Here is a 19,174-nt window from a genome sequence, read left to right as displayed (position 1 = left end):
CCCGGGCGTCGGGCCAGCTGCTCACCGGGTCGCTCAGAAGTCGACCGGGTCAGCCGGCGCGGGAGCGTCGAGCTGCGGACCGATGCCCAGCTTCTCCTTGACCTTCTTCTCGATCTCGTCGGCGAGGTCGGGGTTGTCCCGCAGGAAGGCGCGGACGTTCTCCTTGCCCTGGCCGAGCTGATCGCCCTCGTACGTGTACCAGGCGCCGGACTTGCGGATGAAGCCCTGCTCGACGCCGGCGTCGATGAGACCGCCCTCGCGGCTGAAGCCCAAACCCCAGATCAGGTCGAGCTCGGCCTGCTTGAAGGGCGCGGCGACCTTGTTCTTGACGACCTTGACGCGGACCCGGCTGCCGACCGCATCGGTGCCCTGCTTGAGGGTCTCGATGCGACGGACGTCGAGCCGGACCGACGAGTAGAACTTCAGCGCCCGGCCACCGGTGGTGACCTCCGGGGAGCCGTAGACGACACCCACCTTCTCGCGCAGCTGGTTGATGAAGATCGCGGTGGTGCCGGAGTTGTTCAGCGCACCGGTGATCTTGCGCAGCGCCTGGCTCATCAGGCGGGCCTGCAGACCGACGTGGCTGTCACCCATCTCGCCCTCGATCTCGGCACGGGGCACGAGAGCGGCCACCGAGTCGATGACGATGACGTCCAGCGCGCCGGAGCGGATGAGCATGTCGGCGATCTCCAGCGCCTGCTCACCGGTGTCGGGCTGGCTGACCAGCAGCGCGTCGGTGTCGACGCCGATGGCCCGGGCGTACTCGGGGTCGAGGGCGTGCTCGGCGTCGATGAACGCCGCGATGCCGCCGGCGGCCTGGGCGTTGGCCACAGCGTGCAGGGCGACCGTCGTCTTGCCGGAGGCCTCGGGGCCGTACACCTCGACGACGCGGCCCCGGGGGAGGCCACCGATGCCGAGAGCGATGTCGAGGGCGATGGAGCCGGTCGGGATGACCTTGATCGCCACTTCGGGGCTGTCGCCCAGCCGCATGACCGAGCCCTTGCCGAACTGCTTGTCGATCTGGGCGAGGGCCATGTCGAGGGCCTTGTCGCGGTCGAGCGTTGCCATGGTGCTCACCTTCGGGGAGTCGCGTGGAGCGGGTCGGTGTCGACGCTAGGGCGGGGGTCTGACACTTCCGGGAGAAGCGGGGGACCTGTGGAAGAGCGCCCGACCTGTGGACTGCGCTCCCAATCTATCCCGAACGTGTGTTCGACTGCCAGGGTGACACGCCGCTCGCTCGACTCAGCGGTCCTTGCGCGGGACGTCGTACTCCTCGCAGATGGCCAGCCACACCCGCCGCACCGGCAGGCCGGCCTCGATCGCCTCGACCGCGGTCCGGCCGCCCAGGGCGGCGAAGACGTGGTCCCGGGCCATGCTCTCGGCGCGCATCGAGCCGAAGTGGTCGGTCAACCGGGACCAGAAATCCTGCAGGCGCACGGCCCCGACGCTACGCGGGCGGCCGGTGTGGCCGCGTCCGCGCCACACGGCTCTCGCCTGCGGGGAAGGCCGCTCCTAGGGTGGCGGCATGTTCCCCAGCACGGGCTCGGAGACGTGGGACCTGATCCTCGAGATCGGCATCGCCCTGGCCCTGCTGGTCTCGCTGGTGCTGCTGTACCGCAACTACCGGGGCCGCTGAGCCTCCTCCACCCGCACCACCGCGGCCGTCCGCGCCCAGACGAGGAGCAGCGGCAGGACCAGCGCCGCGGACACGGCCGCCACCAGGCCGTAGCCCCCGACCGCCAGCAGGGGCCCTCCGGCGACCCCGGCCAGCGCCGCACCGAGCCCCATCAGCAGATCGGTCCCGCCCTGGGCGCTGGGTCGCTGCTCCTCGTCGACGGCCTCGGTGACCAGTGTGGAGCCTGCGATGAGGCCGCAGGACCAGCCCAGGCCGAGCAGCAACAGCCCGGCGCCGAGCTGGAGAGCCGCCCCGGGCGGCGCGGTCCCGGCCAGCGCGGCCGCGGTCAGCAGGAGGACGGCGGCCACGACCACCGTCGTCCGGCGGCCGGCCCGGTCGGCGAGCTGCCCGACCAACGGGGAGAACAGGTACATCCCCGCGACGTGCACGCTGATCACCAGGCCGATGACGCGCAGCGTGGCGCCCTCGGAACCACCGGCGTGCCCCATGTGGACCGGTGTCATGACCATGACCCCGACCATGACGGCGTGGGAGACCACCACCGCGGTCAGCCCGAGCCGGCCGGCCGGGTCCGCCCACACGGCCCGCAGCGCTCCCGAGGTCACCCGGCGGGCCCGGGTCGCGGCGCCGGCGCCGCGCAGCCGCCGGGCCAGCAGCAGCGGATCGGGCCGCAGCAGCAGGAGGAAGCCGAGTGCGACGGCCCCGAAGACGACGACCGAGATCGCGAAGCCGCCGCTGAGGCGAGGAAGGCCGAGGACCTCGCCCACGGCCTCCCCCGGTCCGGCCAGGTTCGGCCCGAGCACCGAGCCGACGGTGGTCGCCCACACGACGAGCGCGAGGGAGCGGCCGCGGTGCTCGGGTGCGGCCAGGTCGGCCGCGGCGTAGCGGGCCTGCAGCCCGCAGGCGGTCGCCGCCCCGAAGGCGAAGAGCCCGGCCAGCAGCAGCGGCAGGGACGACAGCGCCGCGGCGACGATGGTCAGCAGCGAGCCCAGGACGGCGACGGCGTAACCGGCGGCCAGCCCCGCCCGCCGGCCCGCCCGGTCGCTGATCCGCGCCAGCGGGACGGCGAGGACCGCCGCGCCGAGCACCCCCGCCGTCTGGCCCAGGCCGGCCGCGGAGTCGGTCCCGGCGACGTCGCGGGCGAGCAGCCCGCCCACGGTGATGCCGACGGTGACCCCGAGCCCGCCGAGGGCCACTCCTCCGCCCAGCACGCCGAGGGTCCGGCGCTGCACGCGCGCCGGGTCGTGCGGGGCCTGGGTCCGCGTCGTCATCCGCCCTCTCCCTGCCGGCTACAGCCCCATCGAGCGGCCGATGATCTCCCGCATGATCTCGTTGGTGCCGCCGTAGATCGGCTGGATGCGGGCGTCCCGCCAGGCCTTGGAGACGAAGTACTCGTCCATGTAGCCGTAGCCGCCGTGCAGCTGCAGGCAGCGGTCGGCGACCTTGTTCTGCAGCTCCGTCGTCCAGTACTTGGCCATGGCCGCGTCGACCGGGGTCAGCTCGCCGCTGTCGAGCAGGCGCATGCACTGGTCGACGAAGGTCCGGGCGACGGTGACCTCGGTCTGCAGCTCGGCGAGCACGAACCGGGTGTTCTGGAAGCTGCTCACCGGCTTGCCGAACGCCGTGCGCCCGGTGACGTACTCGAGGGTGTGCGCCAGGACCGCCTCGGCGGAGGCCACCGCGCCCACGGCAATGGACAGCCGCTCCTGCGGGAGGTTCTCCATCAGGTGGTAGAAGCCGCGGTTCTCCGTGCCGAGCAGGTTCTCCGCGGGCACCCGCACGTCGTCGAAGAAGAGCTCGGCGGTGTCCTGCGCCTTCAGGCCGACCTTCTCGAGGTTCCGCCCGCGGGTGAACCCGCGCATGTCCCGCTCGACCACCAGCAGGCTCAGCCCCTTGGAGCCGGGGGCGTCGGGATCGGTGCGCGCCACCACGATGACCAGGTCGGCGTTGATGCCGTTGGTGATGAAGGTCTTCGAGCCGTTGAGCACCCACGCGTCACCGTCGCGGCGGGCCGTGGTCCGGATGCCCTGCAGGTCGCTGCCGGCCGCCGGCTCCGTCATCGCGATCGCGGTGATGATCTCGCCGCTGCAGAAGCCGGGCAGCCAGCGCTGCTTCTGCTCCTCGGTGCCCAGGTCCCGCAGGTAGGGCCCGGCGACGTCGTTGTGCAGCGCGAAGCCGACGCCGGTGGCGCCGATCCGCATCAGCTCCTCGTCGAGCACCGCCTGGTAGCGGAAGTCGCGGACCCCGCCCCCGCCGTACTGCTCGTCCATGTCGATGCCGAGCAGCCCCTGGGCGCCGGCCGAGGCCCACACGTCCCGCGGGACGATGCCGTCCTTCTCCCACTGCGCGTGGAACGGGACGATGGTCTTCTCCGCCCAGGCACGGACCATCTCGCGGAAGTCGTCGTGCTCGGCCTCGTACAGGGAGCGGCGCATGGCGGTCAGTGTGCCGGACGCCACCGCCGCTCCAGCGGCGACCGCGGCGCCGATCCCCTCGCGAGCGGCTGACCAGGTGCGTTCCTGCATCGCGGCGAACTGTCGTCCCACAGGGTGACACTGGTCCCCGTGTCCGCTCTCGACCGCTTCTCCGAGCCCACCCGGGCGTGGTTCAGCGGTGCCTTCGCCGAGCCCACCGCTGCCCAGGAAGGGGCCTGGCGCGCGATCAGCAGCGGCGGGCACGCGCTCGTGGTCGCCCCCACCGGTTCGGGCAAGACCCTGGCGGCGTTCCTCTGGTCGCTGGACCGGCTGGCCCACACCCCGGCCCCGGAGGACCCCACCAACCGCTGCCGCGTCCTCTACGTCTCCCCGCTCAAGGCGCTCGCCGTCGACGTCGAGCGCAACCTGCGGGCGCCGCTGGCCGGCATCGGCCAGGCCGCCGCACGACTCGGCCTGGCCCGCCCGGAGATCCAGGTGGCGATCCGCTCCGGCGACACCCCGGCCGACGAGCGTCGCGCCTTCACCCGCCGGCCCAGCGACATCCTGATCACCACGCCGGAGTCGCTGTTCCTGCTGCTCACGAGTTCGGCGAGGGAAGCCCTGCGCGGCGTCGAGACGGTGATCCTCGACGAGGTGCACGCGGTGGCCGACACCAAGCGCGGCGCCCACCTGGCGGTCTCCCTCGACCGCCTCGACGAGCTGCTCGAGCGGCCGGCCCAGCGGATCGGGCTGTCGGCGACGGTGCGCCCCATCGAGGAGGTGGCCACCTTCCTCGCGGGCGGCCGCCCGGTGGAGGTCGTGGCGCCCGGCTCGCCGAAGGAGTGGGACCTCTCGGTCGTCGTCCCCGTCGAGGACATGTCCACGCTCGGGGAGCCCACCGGTGAGCTGGCCGGCTCGGCCGCGGGCAACCAGCCCCGCACGTCGATCTGGCCGGCGGTCGAGGAACGGGTGCTCGACCTCGTCGAGGCGCACCGCAGCACCATCGTCTTCGCCAACTCCCGGCGACTCGCCGAGCGCCTGACCAGCCGGCTCAACGAGCTGGCCTTCGAGCGGGCCACCGGGGAGACGATCCCGCCGGGCACCAACGCCGCCGCCCTGATGGCCCAGGCCGGCTCCGGGGGCGGGGTCCCCGAGGGGGTGCAGCCGGTCGCCGCGGCCCACCACGGCTCGGTGTCCCGGGAGCAGCGGGCGATCGTGGAGGAGGCGCTGAAGTCCGGCCGGCTGCCGGCCGTCGTCGCCACGTCGAGCCTGGAGCTGGGCATCGACATGGGCGCGGTCGACCTGGTGATCCAGGTCGAGGCGCCGCCCACGGTCGCCTCGGGCCTGCAGCGGGTCGGGCGCGCCGGGCACCAGGTCGGCGCGGTCAGCCGGGGCGTGCTGTTCCCCAAGTACCGCGGCGACCTCGTGCAGTCCGCGCTGGTCGCCGAGCGGATGAAGGCCGGCGCGATCGAGTCGATCCGGTACCTGCGCAACCCCCTGGACGTGCTCGCCCAGCAGATCGTCGCGATCGTCGCCGAGCGCCCCCGGACGGTCGACGAGGTGGCGGCGCTCGTCCGGCGGTCGGCACCGTTCGCCGCGCTGCCCGACTCCGCGCTGCACGCGGTGCTGGACATGCTGGCCGGGCGCTACCCCTCCGACGCCTTCGCCGAGCTACGTCCCCGGTTGACCTGGGACCGCGTCACCGACACCCTGACCGCCCGCAGCGGCGCCCAGCGGCTGGCCGTCACCAGCGGCGGCACCATCCCCGACCGCGGCCTGTTCGGCGTCTTCCTCGTCGGCTCGGAGGGATCCGGCGGGCGCCGGGTCGGCGAGCTGGACGAGGAGATGGTCTACGAGTCGCGGGTCGGTGACGTCTTCCTGCTCGGTTCCTCCTCATGGCGCATCGAGGAGATCACCCACGACCGGGTGCTGGTCAGCCCCGCACCCGGTCAGCCGGGGAAGATGCCGTTCTGGCACGGCGACGCCCCCGGCCGCCCCCTGGAGCTGGGCCGGGCACTGGGCGCCTTCCTGCGGGAGGTCGGCTCGGCGACGCCCGAGGCCGGCCGCGACCGCGCCCGCGCGGCCGGGCTGGACGAGTGGGGGGCGGCGAACCTGCTGGCCTATTTGGGCGAGCAGAAGCAGGCCACCGGCCACCTGCCCGACGACCGCACCCTGCTGGTCGAGCGGTTCCGCGACGAGCTCGGCGACTGGCGGCTGGTCGTGCACTCCCCCTTCGGCGCGCAGGTCAACGCCCCGTGGGCGCTGGTGCTCGCCGCCCGGCTGCGTGAGCGCTACGGCGTCGACGTCGCCTCGATGCACTCCGACGACGGCATCGTGCTGCGGCTGCCCGACACCACCGGCGAGCCGCCGGAGGCCGACCTCGCCGTCCTCGACCCGGACGACGTCGAGCGGGAGGTGACCGCGGAGGTCGGCAACTCGGCGCTGTTCGCCAGCCGGTTCCGCGAGTGCGCCGCCCGGGCGCTGCTGCTGCCCCGCCGCGACCCGCGCAAGCGCACCCCGCTGTGGCAGCAGCGCCAGCGCGCCGCCCAGCTGCTCGCGGTGGCCAGCGACTTCGCCAGCTTCCCGATCACCCTCGAGGCGGCCCGCGAGGTGCTGCAGGACGTCTACGACGTGCCCGGCCTGGTCGAGCTGATGCGCGACGTGCGGGCCCGGCGGGTGCGGGTGGTGGACGTGCAGACCCAGTCGGCCTCGCCGTTCGCCCAGTCGCTGCTGTTCGGCTACGTCGGGCAGTTCCTCTACGAGGGCGACGCGCCGTTGGCCGAGCGGCGCGCGCAGGCCCTCGCCCTCGACACCAGCCTGCTCGCCGAACTGCTCGGCCGGTCCGAGCTGCGGGAGCTGCTCGACGCCGACGCCCTGGCCGAGATCGAGAACGAGCTGCAACGGCTGCCGGCCGACCGACACCCCCGGGACCTCGACGGCGCGGCCGACCTGCTCCGCATCGTCGGCGACCTCACCCCCGCCGAGGCCGCGGCCCGTGGGATCAGCCGCGACTGGCTCGAGGAGCTGGTCGCCGCCCGGCGCGCCCTGGTCGTGCGGATCGCCGGCGAGGAGCGATACGTCACGATCGAGGACGCCGGCCGGCTGCGGGATGCCCTCGGCACCGCGCTGCCCGTGGGCGTCCCCGAGGTCTTCACCGAGCCAGTGCCCGACCCCCTGGGTGATCTCGTCGGCCGCTACGCCCGCACCCACGGCCCCTTCCAGCCCGGCGAGGTGGCCCGGCGGCTGGGGCTGGGCGTCGCCGTGGTGACCGCGACGTTGCACCGGCTGACCGGTACCGGCCGGCTGGTCACCGGTGAGTTCCGCCCCGGCGGCGCAGGCCAGGAGTGGTGCGACGCCGACGTGCTGCGTTCCGTCCGGCGCCGCAGCCTGGCCCGGCTCCGCCAGGAGGTGGAGCCGGTGCCGGTCGACGCCCTCGCCCGGTTCACCCCCGCCTGGCAGTCGGTCGGCAGCCGGCTGCGCGGCGCCGACGGTGTCCTGGCCGTCGTCGAGCAGCTGGCCGGCACCCTCGTGCCGGCCAGCGCGCTGGAGTCGCTGGTGCTGCCGGCCCGGGTGCGGGACTACTCCCCCGCGATGCTCGACGAGCTCACCAGCGCCGGCGAGGTGCTGTGGGCCGGAGCCGGCGGCCTGCCCGGTGGCGACGGCTGGATCAGCCTCGTGCCCGCCGACGTGGCCCCGCTGCTGCTGCCCGAGCCGCTGGAGCTGCCCGAGGAGGGCGGCGTCGGGTTCGCAGTGCTCGAACGGCTGTCCGGCGGGCAGGCGATGTTCTTCCGTGGCCTGTCCGACCTCGTCGGGGCCACCGACGACGCCGCGCTGGCCGACGTGGTGTGGGACCTGGTCTGGGCCGGCGCGCTGACCAATGACACCCTGGCCCCGCTGCGCACCCGGCTGGCCGGTGGCGGCACGCACAAGCGCGCCGCCACGCCGCAGCCCCGGCTGGCCCGCTCCCGCTACGGGCGCCCCCGGCTGGGCCGCCCGGCGATGCCGTCCCGCACCGGTCCGCCGACGGTGGCCGGCCGCTGGTCGCGGGTGCCGGAGCGGGAGAGCAACCCGACCCGGCGGACCACCGCCCGGGCCGAGGCCCTGCTCGAGCGGCACGGCGTGCTCACCCGGGGTGCGGTCGCCGCCGAACAGGTGACCGGCGGTTTCTCCGCCGTCTACCCGGTGCTGCGGGCGTTCGAGGAGAACGGCCGGGCGCGCCGCGGCTACTTCGTGGAGACCTTGGGCGCCGCCCAGTTCGGCACCGCCGGGGCGGTCGACCGGTTGCGCAGTTTCGTCTCGCCCGAGCGCGTCCCCGGCGGGGCGGTGGTGCTCGCCGCCACCGACCCCGCGAACGTCTACGGCGCGGCGCTGCCGTGGCCGGAGCGGCCGGCCGCCGCGGAGACCGAGGGCCTGGACGTCGGGGAGGGTGCCGGCAGCGGGCGGCGGGCCGCCGGGCACCGGGCCGGACGCAAGGCCGGGGCGCTGGTCGTCCTGGTCGACGGCGCGCTGGTGCTCTACGTCGAGCGCGGCGGGAAGACGCTGCTGTCCTGGACCGAGGACGAGCACGTGCTCAAGGAGGCGACGACGGCGCTGTCCTCTGCAGCCGCCGCGGGGGCGTTGGGGCGCATGGTGGTGCAGAAGGCCGATGGCGCCTCGGTGCACGAGTCGACGCCGCTGTCGGCGGCCCTGCAGGCGGCCGGTTTCGCCGCCACCCCCCGGGGCCTCCGGCTGCGCGCCTGACCCGCGTCCGCCCGCGGCCCGGACCGGCTACCGGCCCGGGCGCAGCCAGCCGGAGAACAGCCGGGTCACCGTGGGCATGACCACGTAGCCGAGCAGCACGACGACGATGCAGGCCGACAGCAGCAGCCGCATCGGCCACGGCCAGCTGGTGACGTGCGGCATGACCAGCAGCTGCAGCGTCGAGGTGATGAGGAAGACCGCGGCGATGGTGAGCACCGCCGAGCGCCAGCGCGGACCGGGCGAGGCCGGGCGGGTGAAGAAGCTCTCCAGCCCGTCCACGCGGGCGTAGCGCTCCTCGTCGACCATCTCCGGCATGTGCCGCAGCGCCGCCTGGCGCTCAGCCGAGCGCTCCCAGCGGGCCAGCGACTCGCCGTCGCGGAAGCGGTAGACGAGGTGGTACTCGGAGCTGTGCGGCCCCGGTCGCAGCAGGGTGGCGCCGAGGTTGCCGGGGAAGGTGGCGGCGAGCGCGAGGATGTCGGCCGCCCACCGCTCGAAGGTCTGCCGCTGGTCCGGCCGCACCACCCGCGCCACCGTCACCGTCACCGGCTCCGCCGGGGGCACGGTGACCGACCCGGGACCGGCGAAACGGGAGCGCAAGCGCGTCGTCACATGCACGACATACCTTAGCGCTAAACAAGTAACTCTCTTCCCGCATGTCGGCGGTATCACAGTCCTGAGCAGCACCGGCGGCCCGGGAGGAGACTGGACACGTGCCCGAGGGAGACACCGTCTGGCTGGCCGCCCAGCGCATGAACACCGCACTCGCCGGGGCGACGCTGCGCCGCGGGGAGCTGCGCGTGCCCCGCCTGGCCACCACCGATCTGGCCGGCCGGACCGTCTCCGAGGTGCTCCCCCGGGGCAAGCACCTGCTCATCCGGTTCGCCGACGAGTGGACCCTGCGCACCCACTTCCGGATGGACGGCAGCTGGCACATCTACCGCCCCGGCGCCCCCTGGCGCGGCGGGCCTGCGTTCGACGTGCGGGCGGTCCTCGTCACCGCCGACTGGGCCTGCGTCGGTTACCGGCTGCACGATCTCGATCTGGTCCGGACCGATCAGGAGGACCAGCTCGTCGGCCACCTGGGCCCGGACGTCCTCGGCCCCGACTGGGACCTGGAGGAGGCGCTGCGCCGGCTGCGGTCGCACCCCGACGAGCAGATCGCCGTCGCCCTGCTCGACCAGCGCAACCTCGCCGGGATCGGCAACCTCTACAAGGTCGAGTCGCTGTTCCTGGGCGGCGTCCACCCGTGGACCCGGGTCGCCGACGTCCCGGACCTGGCGGGGCTCGTCACGCGTGCCCGGACGCTGATGCAGGCCAACCGCCACCACCCCGAGCAGAGCACCACCGGCGACCTGCGCCGCGGCCGGCAGCACTGGGTCTTCGGCCGGCAGGACCGCCCCTGCCTCCGGTGCGCAACCCCGATCCTGCTGGGCGACCAGGGGCCCGACCTGCAGGAGCGGGTCACCTGGTGGTGCCCGAACTGCCAGGCCGCCCGGTCGCCCATCGACCCGGCTGCGCGCACCGGCGAGCCCGGGCGACCGCAGCCGCTCGCCACCCGCTCCTAGCATCCGGACGCCCCCGCATCCGTGCAGAACGGGCCGGCCGCGACTGCGACCGGCCCGTCCGCGGGCGATGAGGAGGCGCGGATCAGCCGCCGGACTCGGGACGCTCCGCGGGCTGGGCGGCCGGCTGGGCGTCGGACGCCTGGGCCGGAGGAGCACCCTCCTCCAGGGCCGGGGGCGCCGGGGTGGAGGTGACCGCCGGCGGGTTCATCGAGGCCCGGATCTGGTCCAGCCGCGAGGCACCGGCGACGTCGAGGGTGGCCTTCTGCACCTCGAGCATCCGGCCCTCGACGGAGGTCTGCGCCAGCTCGGCCTGGCCCAGCGCGTTGGCGTAGCGGGCCTCGATCTTGTCCCGCACCTCGGAGAGGCTCGGGGTGTTGCCCGGCGCCGACAGCTCGTTGACCTGCTTGAGCGAAGAGGCCACGTGCTCCTGCATCTTGGCCTGCTCGAGCTGGCTCATCAGCTTGGTCCGCTCGGCCAGCGTGGTCTGCAGCCGCATGCGGCTCTGCTCGACCGCGCCCCGGGCCTGCTCGGCAGCCTGCAGCGCCTCGTCGTGGCTGCGCTTGAGGTCCTCCATGGCCTGCTCGGCAGCGACCAGCTGGGTCGCGAACGCCTGCGCGGCGTTCTCGTACTCGGCCGCCTTCGCCGCGTCCCCGCCGGACCGGGTCTGGTCGGCCAGCACGAGTGCCTGCCGGGCCGAGGCCTGCAGCTTCTCCACCTCCCCGAGCTGCCGGTTGAGCCGCATCTCCAGCTGCCGCTGGTTGCCGAGGACGGCGGCGGCCTGGTTGGCCAGCGCCTGGTGCCGCTGCTGCTCGGCCTCGATCGCCTGCGCGATCTGGATCTTCGGGTCGGCCTTCTCGTCGATCTTCGCGTTGGCCGACGCCGTCAGGTACTTCCACAGCTTCACGAACGGGTTGGGCATGGGTCCTCCTGCTCCGGCGCGGATCCTCCGCTGGGGGTCGATCCTGACCCGCGGGCCGCTGCAATCGTCGTCACCGCCCATCGTCCCAGGTGCCCCGCCCCGCCAGCCACTACGGCAGCGCCGGTCACCCCGGCAGCACCAGGGTGCGCCCCCGTTAGGGTCCCCCCGTGTCCAGCGGCCGCCCCGTCCTGAGCGTCCTCGGGGAGCTGATCATCGATCTGCTCCCCGATCCCGTCGCCGGCGCCGACCTCGACGGCGCAGCTGCGCGCTACGTCGCCCGGCCCGGCGGCAACGCCCTCAACGTCGCCGTGGCGGCCGGCCGGCTCGGGGTGCCCGTCCGGCTGCTCGCCCGGCTCGGCACCGGACCGATGGCCGCCGGCCTGCGCCGGCACGTCGAGCGCTCCGGGGTCGACCCCGCCGGACTGGTCGTCGCCGGTGAGCCGGTGAGCCTCGCGGTCGTCGGCCTCGGACCGGACGGCTCCCCCGACTACGGCTTCCACGTGCTCGGCGCGGCCGACTGGCAGTGGACCGACGACGAGCTCGCCGCCGTCCTCCCGGCCGGGACGGCGGTCCTGCACGTCGGCTCCATCTCCAGCTGGACGCCGCCGGGCTGCGAGGCCATCGCGCGCCTGGTGGAGCGGGTCGCCGCGAGCGGCCGCACCCTCGTCAGCGTCGACCCCAACATCCGCCCGATGCTCACCGGCGGCCCGGCGGGGACGGCGCTGGGCAACACCCCGGCCGACGTCCGGGCGCGGCTGGACCGGCTGCTGTCCCGGGCCGACATCGTCAAGGTCAGCGCCGAGGACCTCGCCTGGCTCGAACCCGAGGCCCTCGACGACCTCGACGCGGCCGCCCTCCGGTGGGCCGCGCGCGGCGCGGCACTGGTGCTGCTCACCGACGGCGGGTCGCCGCTGCGCGTGGCGCGGCCGGGCCGGCCGCTGCTGCACCGGAAGCCACCGCAGGTCGACGTCGTCGACACCGTGGGCGCCGGCGACTCCCTCGCCGCGGGGCTGTTCGCCGGGCTGCTGGGCGCCGGGGTCACCACCCGGGCGCAGCTGGAGGAGCTGCCCGACGACCGGCTGCTCCCGATCGTGGACGACGCCGCGTTGGTCGCCGCGCTGAACTGCACGCGCGCCGGGGCGGCCCCACCCACCCGGGAGGAGCTGGCGGCGGCCCGCCGATGAGCGACGACCTGACCCTGGTCGGCTTCGCCGAGCTGTCGGCGACCGTGGTCCGCGCCCGGCTGCTGGCCGCACACGACCGGTTCTGGGCCGTCGACACCCGAGCGCTGCACCACCCCGTCTGGTTCGACCAGTTCGGTGGCTTCGGGGTGCTGGCCCGCAGCGCCGGCGGCGAGGACGCCGGCTACCTGCTGGGCGTCGTCACCGCCGACCGGCTGGCCTACCTGCACCTGCTCGCCGTCCGCGACGACCGGCGGCGCACCGGCCTGGGCCGCCGGCTGGTCCGGTGGTTCGACGAGCTCGCGGCCGGCACCGGGGCGCGCGTGGTCCAGGCAGTGGCCCGGCCGGAGGACACCGCCGCGATCGCCTTCCACACCGCCCTCGGCGCGAGCGCGCACCTGGCGAAGGACCGCGCCGGCCCCGGTGAGGACCGGCTGGTCCTCACCCGGTCGCTGCGGCGCTAACCCGTCTCCAGCCAGGCGGCGGCGTCCGGCGGCAGGGCCTCGCCGGCGGCCTCGCTGGTCAGCACCGGGCGGCCCTGCCCGGCCAGCGGTACCGGCCGGCCGGAGAGGTTGACCACGCAGCGGAACGCCGTCCCGCGGTCGAAGGCCAGCACGTCCTCCCCCAGGTCCCGCCAGGTCAGCGGGCCGTCGGCGAGGCCCGGCAGACTCCGGCGCAGCCGCAGCGCCGTCCGGTACAGCGACAGCATCGACGCCGGATCGCCCTGCTGGGCCGCCACGGTGAGGGACTGCCAGCCCGGCGGCTGGGGCAGCCAGGGGGTGACGCCGTCGGCGGTGAACCCGAACGGCGGCCGGTCCCCGCTCCACGGCAGCGGCACCCGGCACCCGTCGCGGCCGCGCGCGGTGCGGCCGGAACGCACCCAGGTCGGATCCTGGAGGACCTCCTCGGGCAGGTCCTCCACCTCGGGAAGCCCCAGCTCCTCCCCCTGGTACAGGTAGGCCCCGCCGGGGAGCGCGAGGGTCAGCAGCGCCGCGGCCCGGGCCCGCCGCAGGCCGAGGGCGAGGTCCGTGGGCGACGAGGGGTCGAAGCCCATCGGGGCTGCGCCGGTGTCGGGCCGCCCGAACCGGGTGACGTGCCGTGTCTCGTCGTGGCTGGAGAGCACCCAGGTCGCCGGTGCCCCCACCGGCTCCAGCGCGGCGAGCGTCTCGTCGACGACCGCGCGCAGGCGCCCGGCGTCCCAGGGGACCTTCAGGTAGTCGAAGTTGAAGGCCGTGTGCATCTCGTCGGGACGCACGTAGCGGCTCAGCCGCTCGGGACCGTTGACCACCGCCTCGGCGACGAAGAGCCGGTCCCCCGCGTACCCGTCCCCGATGCGCCGCCAGCGCCGGAGGATCTCGTGCACCGCGTCGACGTCCCAGTGCGGGTTGCCCACCCACGACCGGGACTCGAACAGCGCGCCGGGCCCGTGGCCGGCGTCCGGCAGGCCCGCCACCTTGGCCATCGCGGGCGCGGCGTCCACCCGGACACCGTCGACCCCACGGTCGAACCAGAAGCGGAGGACGGCGTCGAACTCCTCCTGGACCGCGGGATCGCTCCAGTCCAGGTCGGGCTGCTCGGGGGCGAACAGGTGCAGGTACCACTGGCCCGGCCGCCTGTCGGGCTCGACGACCCGCGTCCAGGCGGGGCCGCCGAACGCGCTGATCCAGTCGTTCGGCGGTGCGCTCCCGCCGTCGCGGCCGTCGCGGAAGAAGTACCGGTCCCGTTCCGGCGCCCCGGGACCGGCGGCCACAGCGGCCCGGAACCAGGCGTGCTCGGCAGAGGTGTGGTTGGCGACCAGGTCGACGATCACCCGAAGCCCCAGGGTGTGGGCCTCGGCCAGGAGCGCGTCGACGCCGGCCAGGGTCCCCAGCCGGGGGTCGATCGCGCGGTGATCGGTGACGTCGTACCCGCCGTCGGCCAGCGGGGACGGGTACCACGGCGTGATCCAGACGGCGTCCACGCCGAGGTCGGCGAGGTAGGGCAGCCGGCTGCGCAACCCGTCGACGTCACCGAGCCCGTCGCCGTCGGAGTCGGCGAAACTGCGCAGGTAGACCTCGTAGACCACGGCCGTCCGCCACCACGGACCGCCGTCCTCCCCTGGCGACTGCATAGGACTCCACACGGGTGCGGCCCACCGGGTCGCGCACGGCGGCCCGTGAACGGTGGGGCGGCTCGGGTGTCAGGCGGCGCCGGCCCGGTGCCCCTGCGCCTCCTGCACCTGCTCGACGCGGTCCTCGGTGGCCATCTGGGTGAGCCGGGCACCGGCCTCCGCGTCGCGGGTCAGGTTCTCCCCGGACTGCGGGTCGAAGACGTGCACCTTGCGGCTGTCCAGCCAGAACTCCGCCTCCCGGCCCTCGCGGATCCGGCTGGTCGCGTCGATGGAGACGATGGCCTGGGTGCGCAGCTCCTCGGAGTCCAGCTCGCGGGACAGCTCCCGCAACTGGTTGGTGATCGCCTCCGGCGCCTCGTACGGGATGTAGGCGTACTGCGAGTCCCCCAGCCACTCGGTGACGTCCACCTGGGCGCGGAACACCGAGCCCAGCGGCCGCTTGGCCTCGTCGACCAGCGACGCGTCCTCGAAGTACTCCGGCCGGATCCCGACCAGCAGCAGGTCACGGCCACGGACGGCGGCCGCACGGCGCTCGTCGAGCTCCACCGCGCCGAACGGCGTCTGCAGCCGGTCGCCCTCGAGCGTGGCCGGCAGGAAGTTCATCGGCGGCGAACCGATGAAGCCCGCGACGAAGAGGTTCACCGGCTGCTCGTACAGCTCCCGCGGCGAGGCCACCTGCTGGATCGTGCCCTTCCGCAGCACGCAGACCCGGTCGCCCAGGGTCATGGCCTCGGTCTGATCGTGCGTGACGTAGACCGTGGTGATCCCCAGCCGGCGCTGCAGGCGCGAGATCTCGGTGCGCATCTGGCCGCGCAGCTTCGCGTCGAGGTTCGACAGCGGCTCGTCGAACAGGAACGCCTCCGCATGGCGCACGATCGCCCGGCCCATGGCCACCCGCTGGCGCTGGCCACCGGAGAGGTTGGCCGGTTTGCGCTCGAGGTGCTCCCGCAGCTCCAGGACGTCGGCCGCCTCGGCGACGCGGCGCTTGACCTCCTCGTCGGGCGTCTTGGCCAGCCGCAGGGGGAAGGCGATGTTCTCGAACACGGTCATGTGCGGGTAGAGCGCATAGTTCTGGAACACCATCGACAGGTTCCGGTCGCGCGGGGCGAGGTCGTTCACCCGCTTGCCGGCGATGACCATGTCGCCGCTGGTGATGTCCTCGAGGCCGACGATCATCCGCAGCAGCGTCGACTTCCCGCAGCCGGAGGGGCCCACCAGGATCATGAACTCGCCGTCGGCGATGTCCAGGGTGACGTCGTTCACGGCGGGGAACCCGTCGCCGTACTGCTTGACGATGTTCCGCATCTCGATGGAGGCCATCAGATCTCGTCCCCTCGGTGGGTCGGTGGGATGTGCAGCATCGTCGGCTCAGCCCTTGACCGCGCCGTTGGTCAGACCGGCGACGATGCGCCGCTGGAAGAGCAGGACGAGGACGACGACCGGGATGGTGACGATCACCGCGGCCGCGGCGATCGCGCCGGTGGGGTCCTCGAACTGCGACGCGCCGCTGAAGAGCCCGAGGGCCGCCGGTACCGGCCGTGCCGCATCGGTCGAGGTCAGGACGATCCCGTAGACGAAGTCGTTCCAGGCGATGAAGAACGCGATGATCGCGGTGGTGAAGACCCCGGGCGCGGCGAGCGGGACGATCACCTTCCGGAACGCCTGCCACGTCGTGGCGCCGTCGACCTGGGCGGCCTGCTCCATCTCCCACGGGATCTCGCGGAAGAACGCCGACATGGTCCAGATCGAGATGGGCAGGGTGAGCGACAGATACGGGAGGATCAGCCCCGGCCACGTGTCATACAGCCCGATCTGCCGCCACACGTTGAACAGCGGGGTGACGATCGAGATGACCGGGAAGATCGCCACGGCCAACGCGGTGGAGAGGATCAGCCGCTTCCCGCGGAAGTCCAGCCGGGCGATCGCGTAGGCGGCGAACATCGCCAGCAGGCACGAGATGGCGGTCGCGATGAGACAGATGCCGAAGGAGTTCCGGAGCGCCGGCAGGAAGAGATCGCTCGCACTGCCGGTGAGGATGGTGCTGTAGTTCTCCCAGGACACGTTCGTCGGGGCGAACTGGCCGTTGGCGATGTCCGACGGCGCCTTGAGGGAGATCGAGACGATCCAGGCGATCGGGAAGAGCGCGTAGACGACGATCACCGCGCCGCCGATCCACCACATGACCTTCTTGCGTGTGGACATCGACTACTCCCCCCGTGCCTGGGACAGATCGACCTTGAAGCCCTTGATGAAGCCGACGGCGATGATCACCACCGCGAGGAACAGCAGGACCGAGACCGCGGAGCCCAGACCGATCTCCAGGCGGGCGATGGTCTGCCGGTAGGCCAGGAAGGACACCGACTCGGTGCCGTTGGCGCCGTTCGTCATGATGAAGATGCTGTCGAAGACCCGGAAGGCATCCAGGGTGCGGAAGAGCAGGGCGACCATGATCGCCGCCTTCATGTTCGGGATCGTGACCCGCCACAACCGCTGCCACCAGGTGGCGCCGTCGACCTGCGCGGCCTCCTGCAGCACATCGGGCACCTGCGCCAGCCCGGCGAGCAGCAGCAGCGAGATGAACGGCGTCGTCTTCCAGATCTCGGCCAGGCAGATCACCAGCAACGACGTCCACTTGTCGCCGAACCAGTCGGTGTCCGCCGCGACGCCGGGAAGCCAGGCGAACCACGAGTTGACGAATCCGGTGTTGATGTCGAAGGCGAACTGCCAGGCGAAGGCCGACACCACCGTGATCACCGCGTACGGGATGAGGATGGCCGCCCGGACGACCGGCCGGATCGCGCTCAGCGCCTTGGCCATCACCAGCGCCAGCGCGAAGCCGAGGACCAGCTCGGCCGCGACGGTCACGACGGTGATGAACAGGGTCACCCCGATGGACTGCCACCACAGCGAGTCGGTGAGGATGACCCAGTAGTTGTTCAGCCCGTTGAACGAGCGGTTGTCGGGGTCGGTCAGCCGGTACGAGAAGAGCGACTCGTAGACCGCCTGCAGGATCGGGTACGCGGTGACCGCCAGCATCACCACGAACGCCGGACCGGCGAGCATCCACCCCAGCCGCCGTTCGGACCGCGATCGGTCGCTGACTCCCGCCGGCGGGGCGGAGACCGGCTTCTCCTTCTGCCCCGGGGGCAGCGTCGTGGTGCTCACAGCAGTTGCTCCCCTCGGAGGACGGCGGTGATCAGGTCGTTGGCCTCGGTGCCGGTCGTCTCCGGGTCGATGGCGGTCGCCGGGTGGTACTCGCGCTGGAGCGCCCCGGAGACCTCGCTGTAGTACACCGTCTGCGGCCGGGAGGCAGCCAGTTCCAGGGACTCCCGGATGACCGGGGCCTGCGGGAAGACCTCGAGCACCTCGGAGTCGTCGTACACCGACGCCTTGGCAGCCGGGTTCCCGTTCGTCGTGAAGTAGTACGCCTGGTTCTCCTCGGAGACGATGCACTCCGCGGCCTCGTACGCAGCGTCCACGTTCTGGCTGAAGGCCCCGATGCCGAGGTTGATGCCGCCGTAGGGCGGGGCGCTCGGCTGGTCCTCGACGACCCGCGGGTAGATCGCCCAGCCGTAGTCCTCGGGCACCGAGGCGTCGAGCGTTCCGGCCTCGACCGCGCTCAGGGCCCGTCCCCAGACGAACGGCCAGTTGACCATGAACCCGGCGTCCCCCTCCTCGAAGTCGGTGACGTTGGCGTCCTCACCGGCGGTGGTGAAGGCCGGCCCGCCGACGCCACTGACCATCCGCATCACCTCGGCGGCTTCCACCGCGGCGTCGGACTCCAGACCGAGCTGGATGTCCTCCGGGTCGTCGGCGGTCTCCTCGATGATCGAGCCGCCGGCGGACTCGATGAGGGCGTTGACCCAGACGGTCAGCGCCTCGGCCCGGATGCCCTGGGCGGCGATCTGGGTGTCCTGGTCCTCCGCGGCCTGCACCAGCTGCTCCCAGGTGACCGGCTGCTCCATGTCCAGGCCGGCCGCCTCTGCCACGGACTTCTTGAACCAGAGCAGCTGGGTGTTGGCCCAGAACGGGACGGCGACGAGCTCGCCGTCCCACGTCGACCCCTCCACGGCGCTCTGGACGACGTCCTCGGTCACCCGCTCGGCGACGTCGGCGGGCACCGGGGCGAGGAAGCCGGCCTGGGCGAACTCGGGGATGTAGGGCGGGTCCAGGCTCATGATGTCGATCGAGGTGTCCTCCGCGGCGAGCCGCCGGATGAGCTGCTGGCGCTGCTCGGAGGACTCGCGCGGCAGCTGGGCGGTCGTGATCGTGTAGGCCCCGCCCGCCGCCTCGGTGCACCGCCGCGCGATCTCGGCCTGACCACCCGAGTCGGGGTTGATGTACCAGGTCAACTGGTTGGCGTCGCCCGAGTCACCGCCGCATGCCGCGAGCGTGGACGCCAGCACCAGCGCCGCCGCGGAGGTGCCCAGGGCCCGGCGGGGCCGGACCGGCCTCCGGCGGCGTGACCGCGTGTCGACTGCTGGTTCCCTCTCCTCGTGCGCCACGAAGTTCGCCTCCGTTTCGGCGAGCAGCGACCGACGGCCACCGCGGTTTCCGTACCGTGGCCCAGGTCACGATGGCTGTCAACCGGAGCGAAATGCGCCCGTTA

General features: G+C 73.4%; 16 protein-coding genes. 5 read left to right on the top strand and 11 right to left on the bottom strand.

The window, feature by feature from the left end:
* Positions 1 to 33: 33 nt before the first annotated feature.
* On the bottom strand, positions 34 to 1,068 hold the full coding sequence (gene recA / locus BMZ50_RS02940; RefSeq protein ID WP_091321123.1) for a recombinase RecA: 1,035 nt from the start codon (positions 1,066 to 1,068) through the stop codon (positions 34 to 36).
* 174 nt (positions 1,069 to 1,242) lie between these two features.
* On the bottom strand, positions 1,243 to 1,437 hold the full coding sequence (locus tag BMZ50_RS02935) for a DUF3046 domain-containing protein (RefSeq protein WP_091321871.1): 195 nt from the start codon (positions 1,435 to 1,437) through the stop codon (positions 1,243 to 1,245).
* Between the two features lie 88 nt (positions 1,438 to 1,525).
* On the opposite strand from BMZ50_RS02935, the gene BMZ50_RS23565 reads away from it, so the two are divergent.
* Positions 1,526 to 1,636 (top strand): LPXTG cell wall anchor domain-containing protein, encoded by a 111-nt coding sequence (locus BMZ50_RS23565; RefSeq protein ID WP_143087059.1) that lies wholly within the window; start codon positions 1,526 to 1,528, stop codon positions 1,634 to 1,636.
* On the opposite strand, the gene BMZ50_RS02930 is transcribed toward BMZ50_RS23565, so the two are convergent.
* Both BMZ50_RS02930 and BMZ50_RS02925 read right to left on the bottom strand, forming a co-directional pair.
* Entirely contained in the window at positions 1,621 to 2,907 is a 1,287-nt protein-coding gene (locus tag BMZ50_RS02930) for an MFS transporter (protein ID WP_091321121.1), read from the bottom strand. The two genes, BMZ50_RS23565 and BMZ50_RS02930, sit on opposite strands and share 16 nt — an antisense overlap.
* 18 nt (positions 2,908 to 2,925) lie before the next feature.
* Positions 2,926 to 4,071, bottom strand: coding sequence for an acyl-CoA dehydrogenase family protein (locus BMZ50_RS02925; protein ID WP_091321870.1), 1,146 nt, complete (start codon positions 4,069 to 4,071; stop codon positions 2,926 to 2,928).
* 129 nt (positions 4,072 to 4,200) lie between these two features.
* Between BMZ50_RS02925 and BMZ50_RS02920 the strand changes: the two genes are divergently transcribed.
* Positions 4,201 to 8,790, top strand: coding sequence for an ATP-dependent helicase (locus tag BMZ50_RS02920; protein WP_091321868.1), 4,590 nt, complete (start codon positions 4,201 to 4,203; stop codon positions 8,788 to 8,790).
* Between the two features lie 27 nt (positions 8,791 to 8,817).
* On the opposite strand, the gene BMZ50_RS02915 is transcribed toward BMZ50_RS02920, so the two are convergent.
* Entirely contained in the window at positions 8,818 to 9,399 is a 582-nt protein-coding gene (locus BMZ50_RS02915; protein WP_245753310.1) for an antibiotic biosynthesis monooxygenase, read from the bottom strand.
* 101 nt (positions 9,400 to 9,500) lie between these two features.
* Here BMZ50_RS02915 and BMZ50_RS02910 point away from each other — a divergent pair, with 101 nt between their 5' ends.
* Positions 9,501 to 10,355, top strand: coding sequence for a DNA-formamidopyrimidine glycosylase family protein (locus tag BMZ50_RS02910; protein WP_091321117.1), 855 nt, complete (start codon positions 9,501 to 9,503; stop codon positions 10,353 to 10,355).
* Positions 10,356 to 10,437: 82 nt separating this feature from the next.
* Here BMZ50_RS02910 and BMZ50_RS02905 read toward each other — a convergent pair whose 3' ends face one another.
* Entirely contained in the window at positions 10,438 to 11,274 is an 837-nt protein-coding gene (locus BMZ50_RS02905; protein WP_091321116.1) for a PspA/IM30 family protein, read from the bottom strand.
* Positions 11,275 to 11,441: 167 nt separating this feature from the next.
* Between BMZ50_RS02905 and BMZ50_RS02900 the strand changes: the two genes are divergently transcribed.
* Both BMZ50_RS02900 and BMZ50_RS02895 read left to right on the top strand, forming a co-directional pair.
* Entirely contained in the window at positions 11,442 to 12,458 is a 1,017-nt protein-coding gene (locus tag BMZ50_RS02900; protein ID WP_091321114.1) for a carbohydrate kinase family protein, read from the top strand.
* A complete protein-coding gene (locus BMZ50_RS02895; protein ID WP_091321112.1) occupies positions 12,455 to 12,919 on the top strand; it encodes a GNAT family N-acetyltransferase in 465 nt (154 codons plus the stop codon). Before BMZ50_RS02900 ends, BMZ50_RS02895 begins: the two co-directional genes overlap by 4 nt.
* Here BMZ50_RS02895 and BMZ50_RS02890 read toward each other — a convergent pair.
* The 5 genes from BMZ50_RS02890 to BMZ50_RS02870 form a co-directional block, all read right to left on the bottom strand.
* Positions 12,916 to 14,565 carry a glycoside hydrolase family 13 protein gene (locus BMZ50_RS02890; RefSeq protein ID WP_091321110.1) on the bottom strand — a complete coding sequence of 550 codons (1,650 nt, stop codon included), beginning with the start codon at positions 14,563 to 14,565 and terminating at the stop codon, positions 12,916 to 12,918. The genes BMZ50_RS02895 and BMZ50_RS02890 overlap by 4 nt on opposite strands.
* Positions 14,566 to 14,634: 69 nt before the next feature.
* Positions 14,635 to 15,885 (bottom strand): ABC transporter ATP-binding protein, encoded by a 1,251-nt coding sequence (locus tag BMZ50_RS02885; RefSeq protein ID WP_091321108.1) that lies wholly within the window; start codon positions 15,883 to 15,885, stop codon positions 14,635 to 14,637.
* 48 nt (positions 15,886 to 15,933) lie between these two features.
* Positions 15,934 to 16,767, bottom strand: coding sequence for a carbohydrate ABC transporter permease (locus BMZ50_RS02880; RefSeq protein ID WP_091321106.1), 834 nt, complete (start codon positions 16,765 to 16,767; stop codon positions 15,934 to 15,936).
* Between the two features lie 3 nt (positions 16,768 to 16,770).
* Positions 16,771 to 17,730 carry a carbohydrate ABC transporter permease gene (locus BMZ50_RS02875; protein WP_091321104.1) on the bottom strand — a complete coding sequence of 320 codons (960 nt, stop codon included), beginning with the start codon at positions 17,728 to 17,730 and terminating at the stop codon, positions 16,771 to 16,773.
* Entirely contained in the window at positions 17,727 to 19,070 is a 1,344-nt protein-coding gene (locus BMZ50_RS02870; protein ID WP_177212612.1) for an extracellular solute-binding protein, read from the bottom strand. The genes BMZ50_RS02875 and BMZ50_RS02870 overlap by 4 nt, the downstream gene beginning before the upstream one ends.
* Positions 19,071 to 19,174: the final 104 nt, after the last annotated feature.

The sequence above is a fragment of the Geodermatophilus ruber genome, from assembly GCF_900114385.1.
GTDB classification, from domain to species: domain Bacteria; phylum Actinomycetota; class Actinomycetes; order Mycobacteriales; family Geodermatophilaceae; genus Geodermatophilus; species Geodermatophilus ruber.
This window is presented reverse-complemented; position numbering and strand designations above follow the sequence as displayed.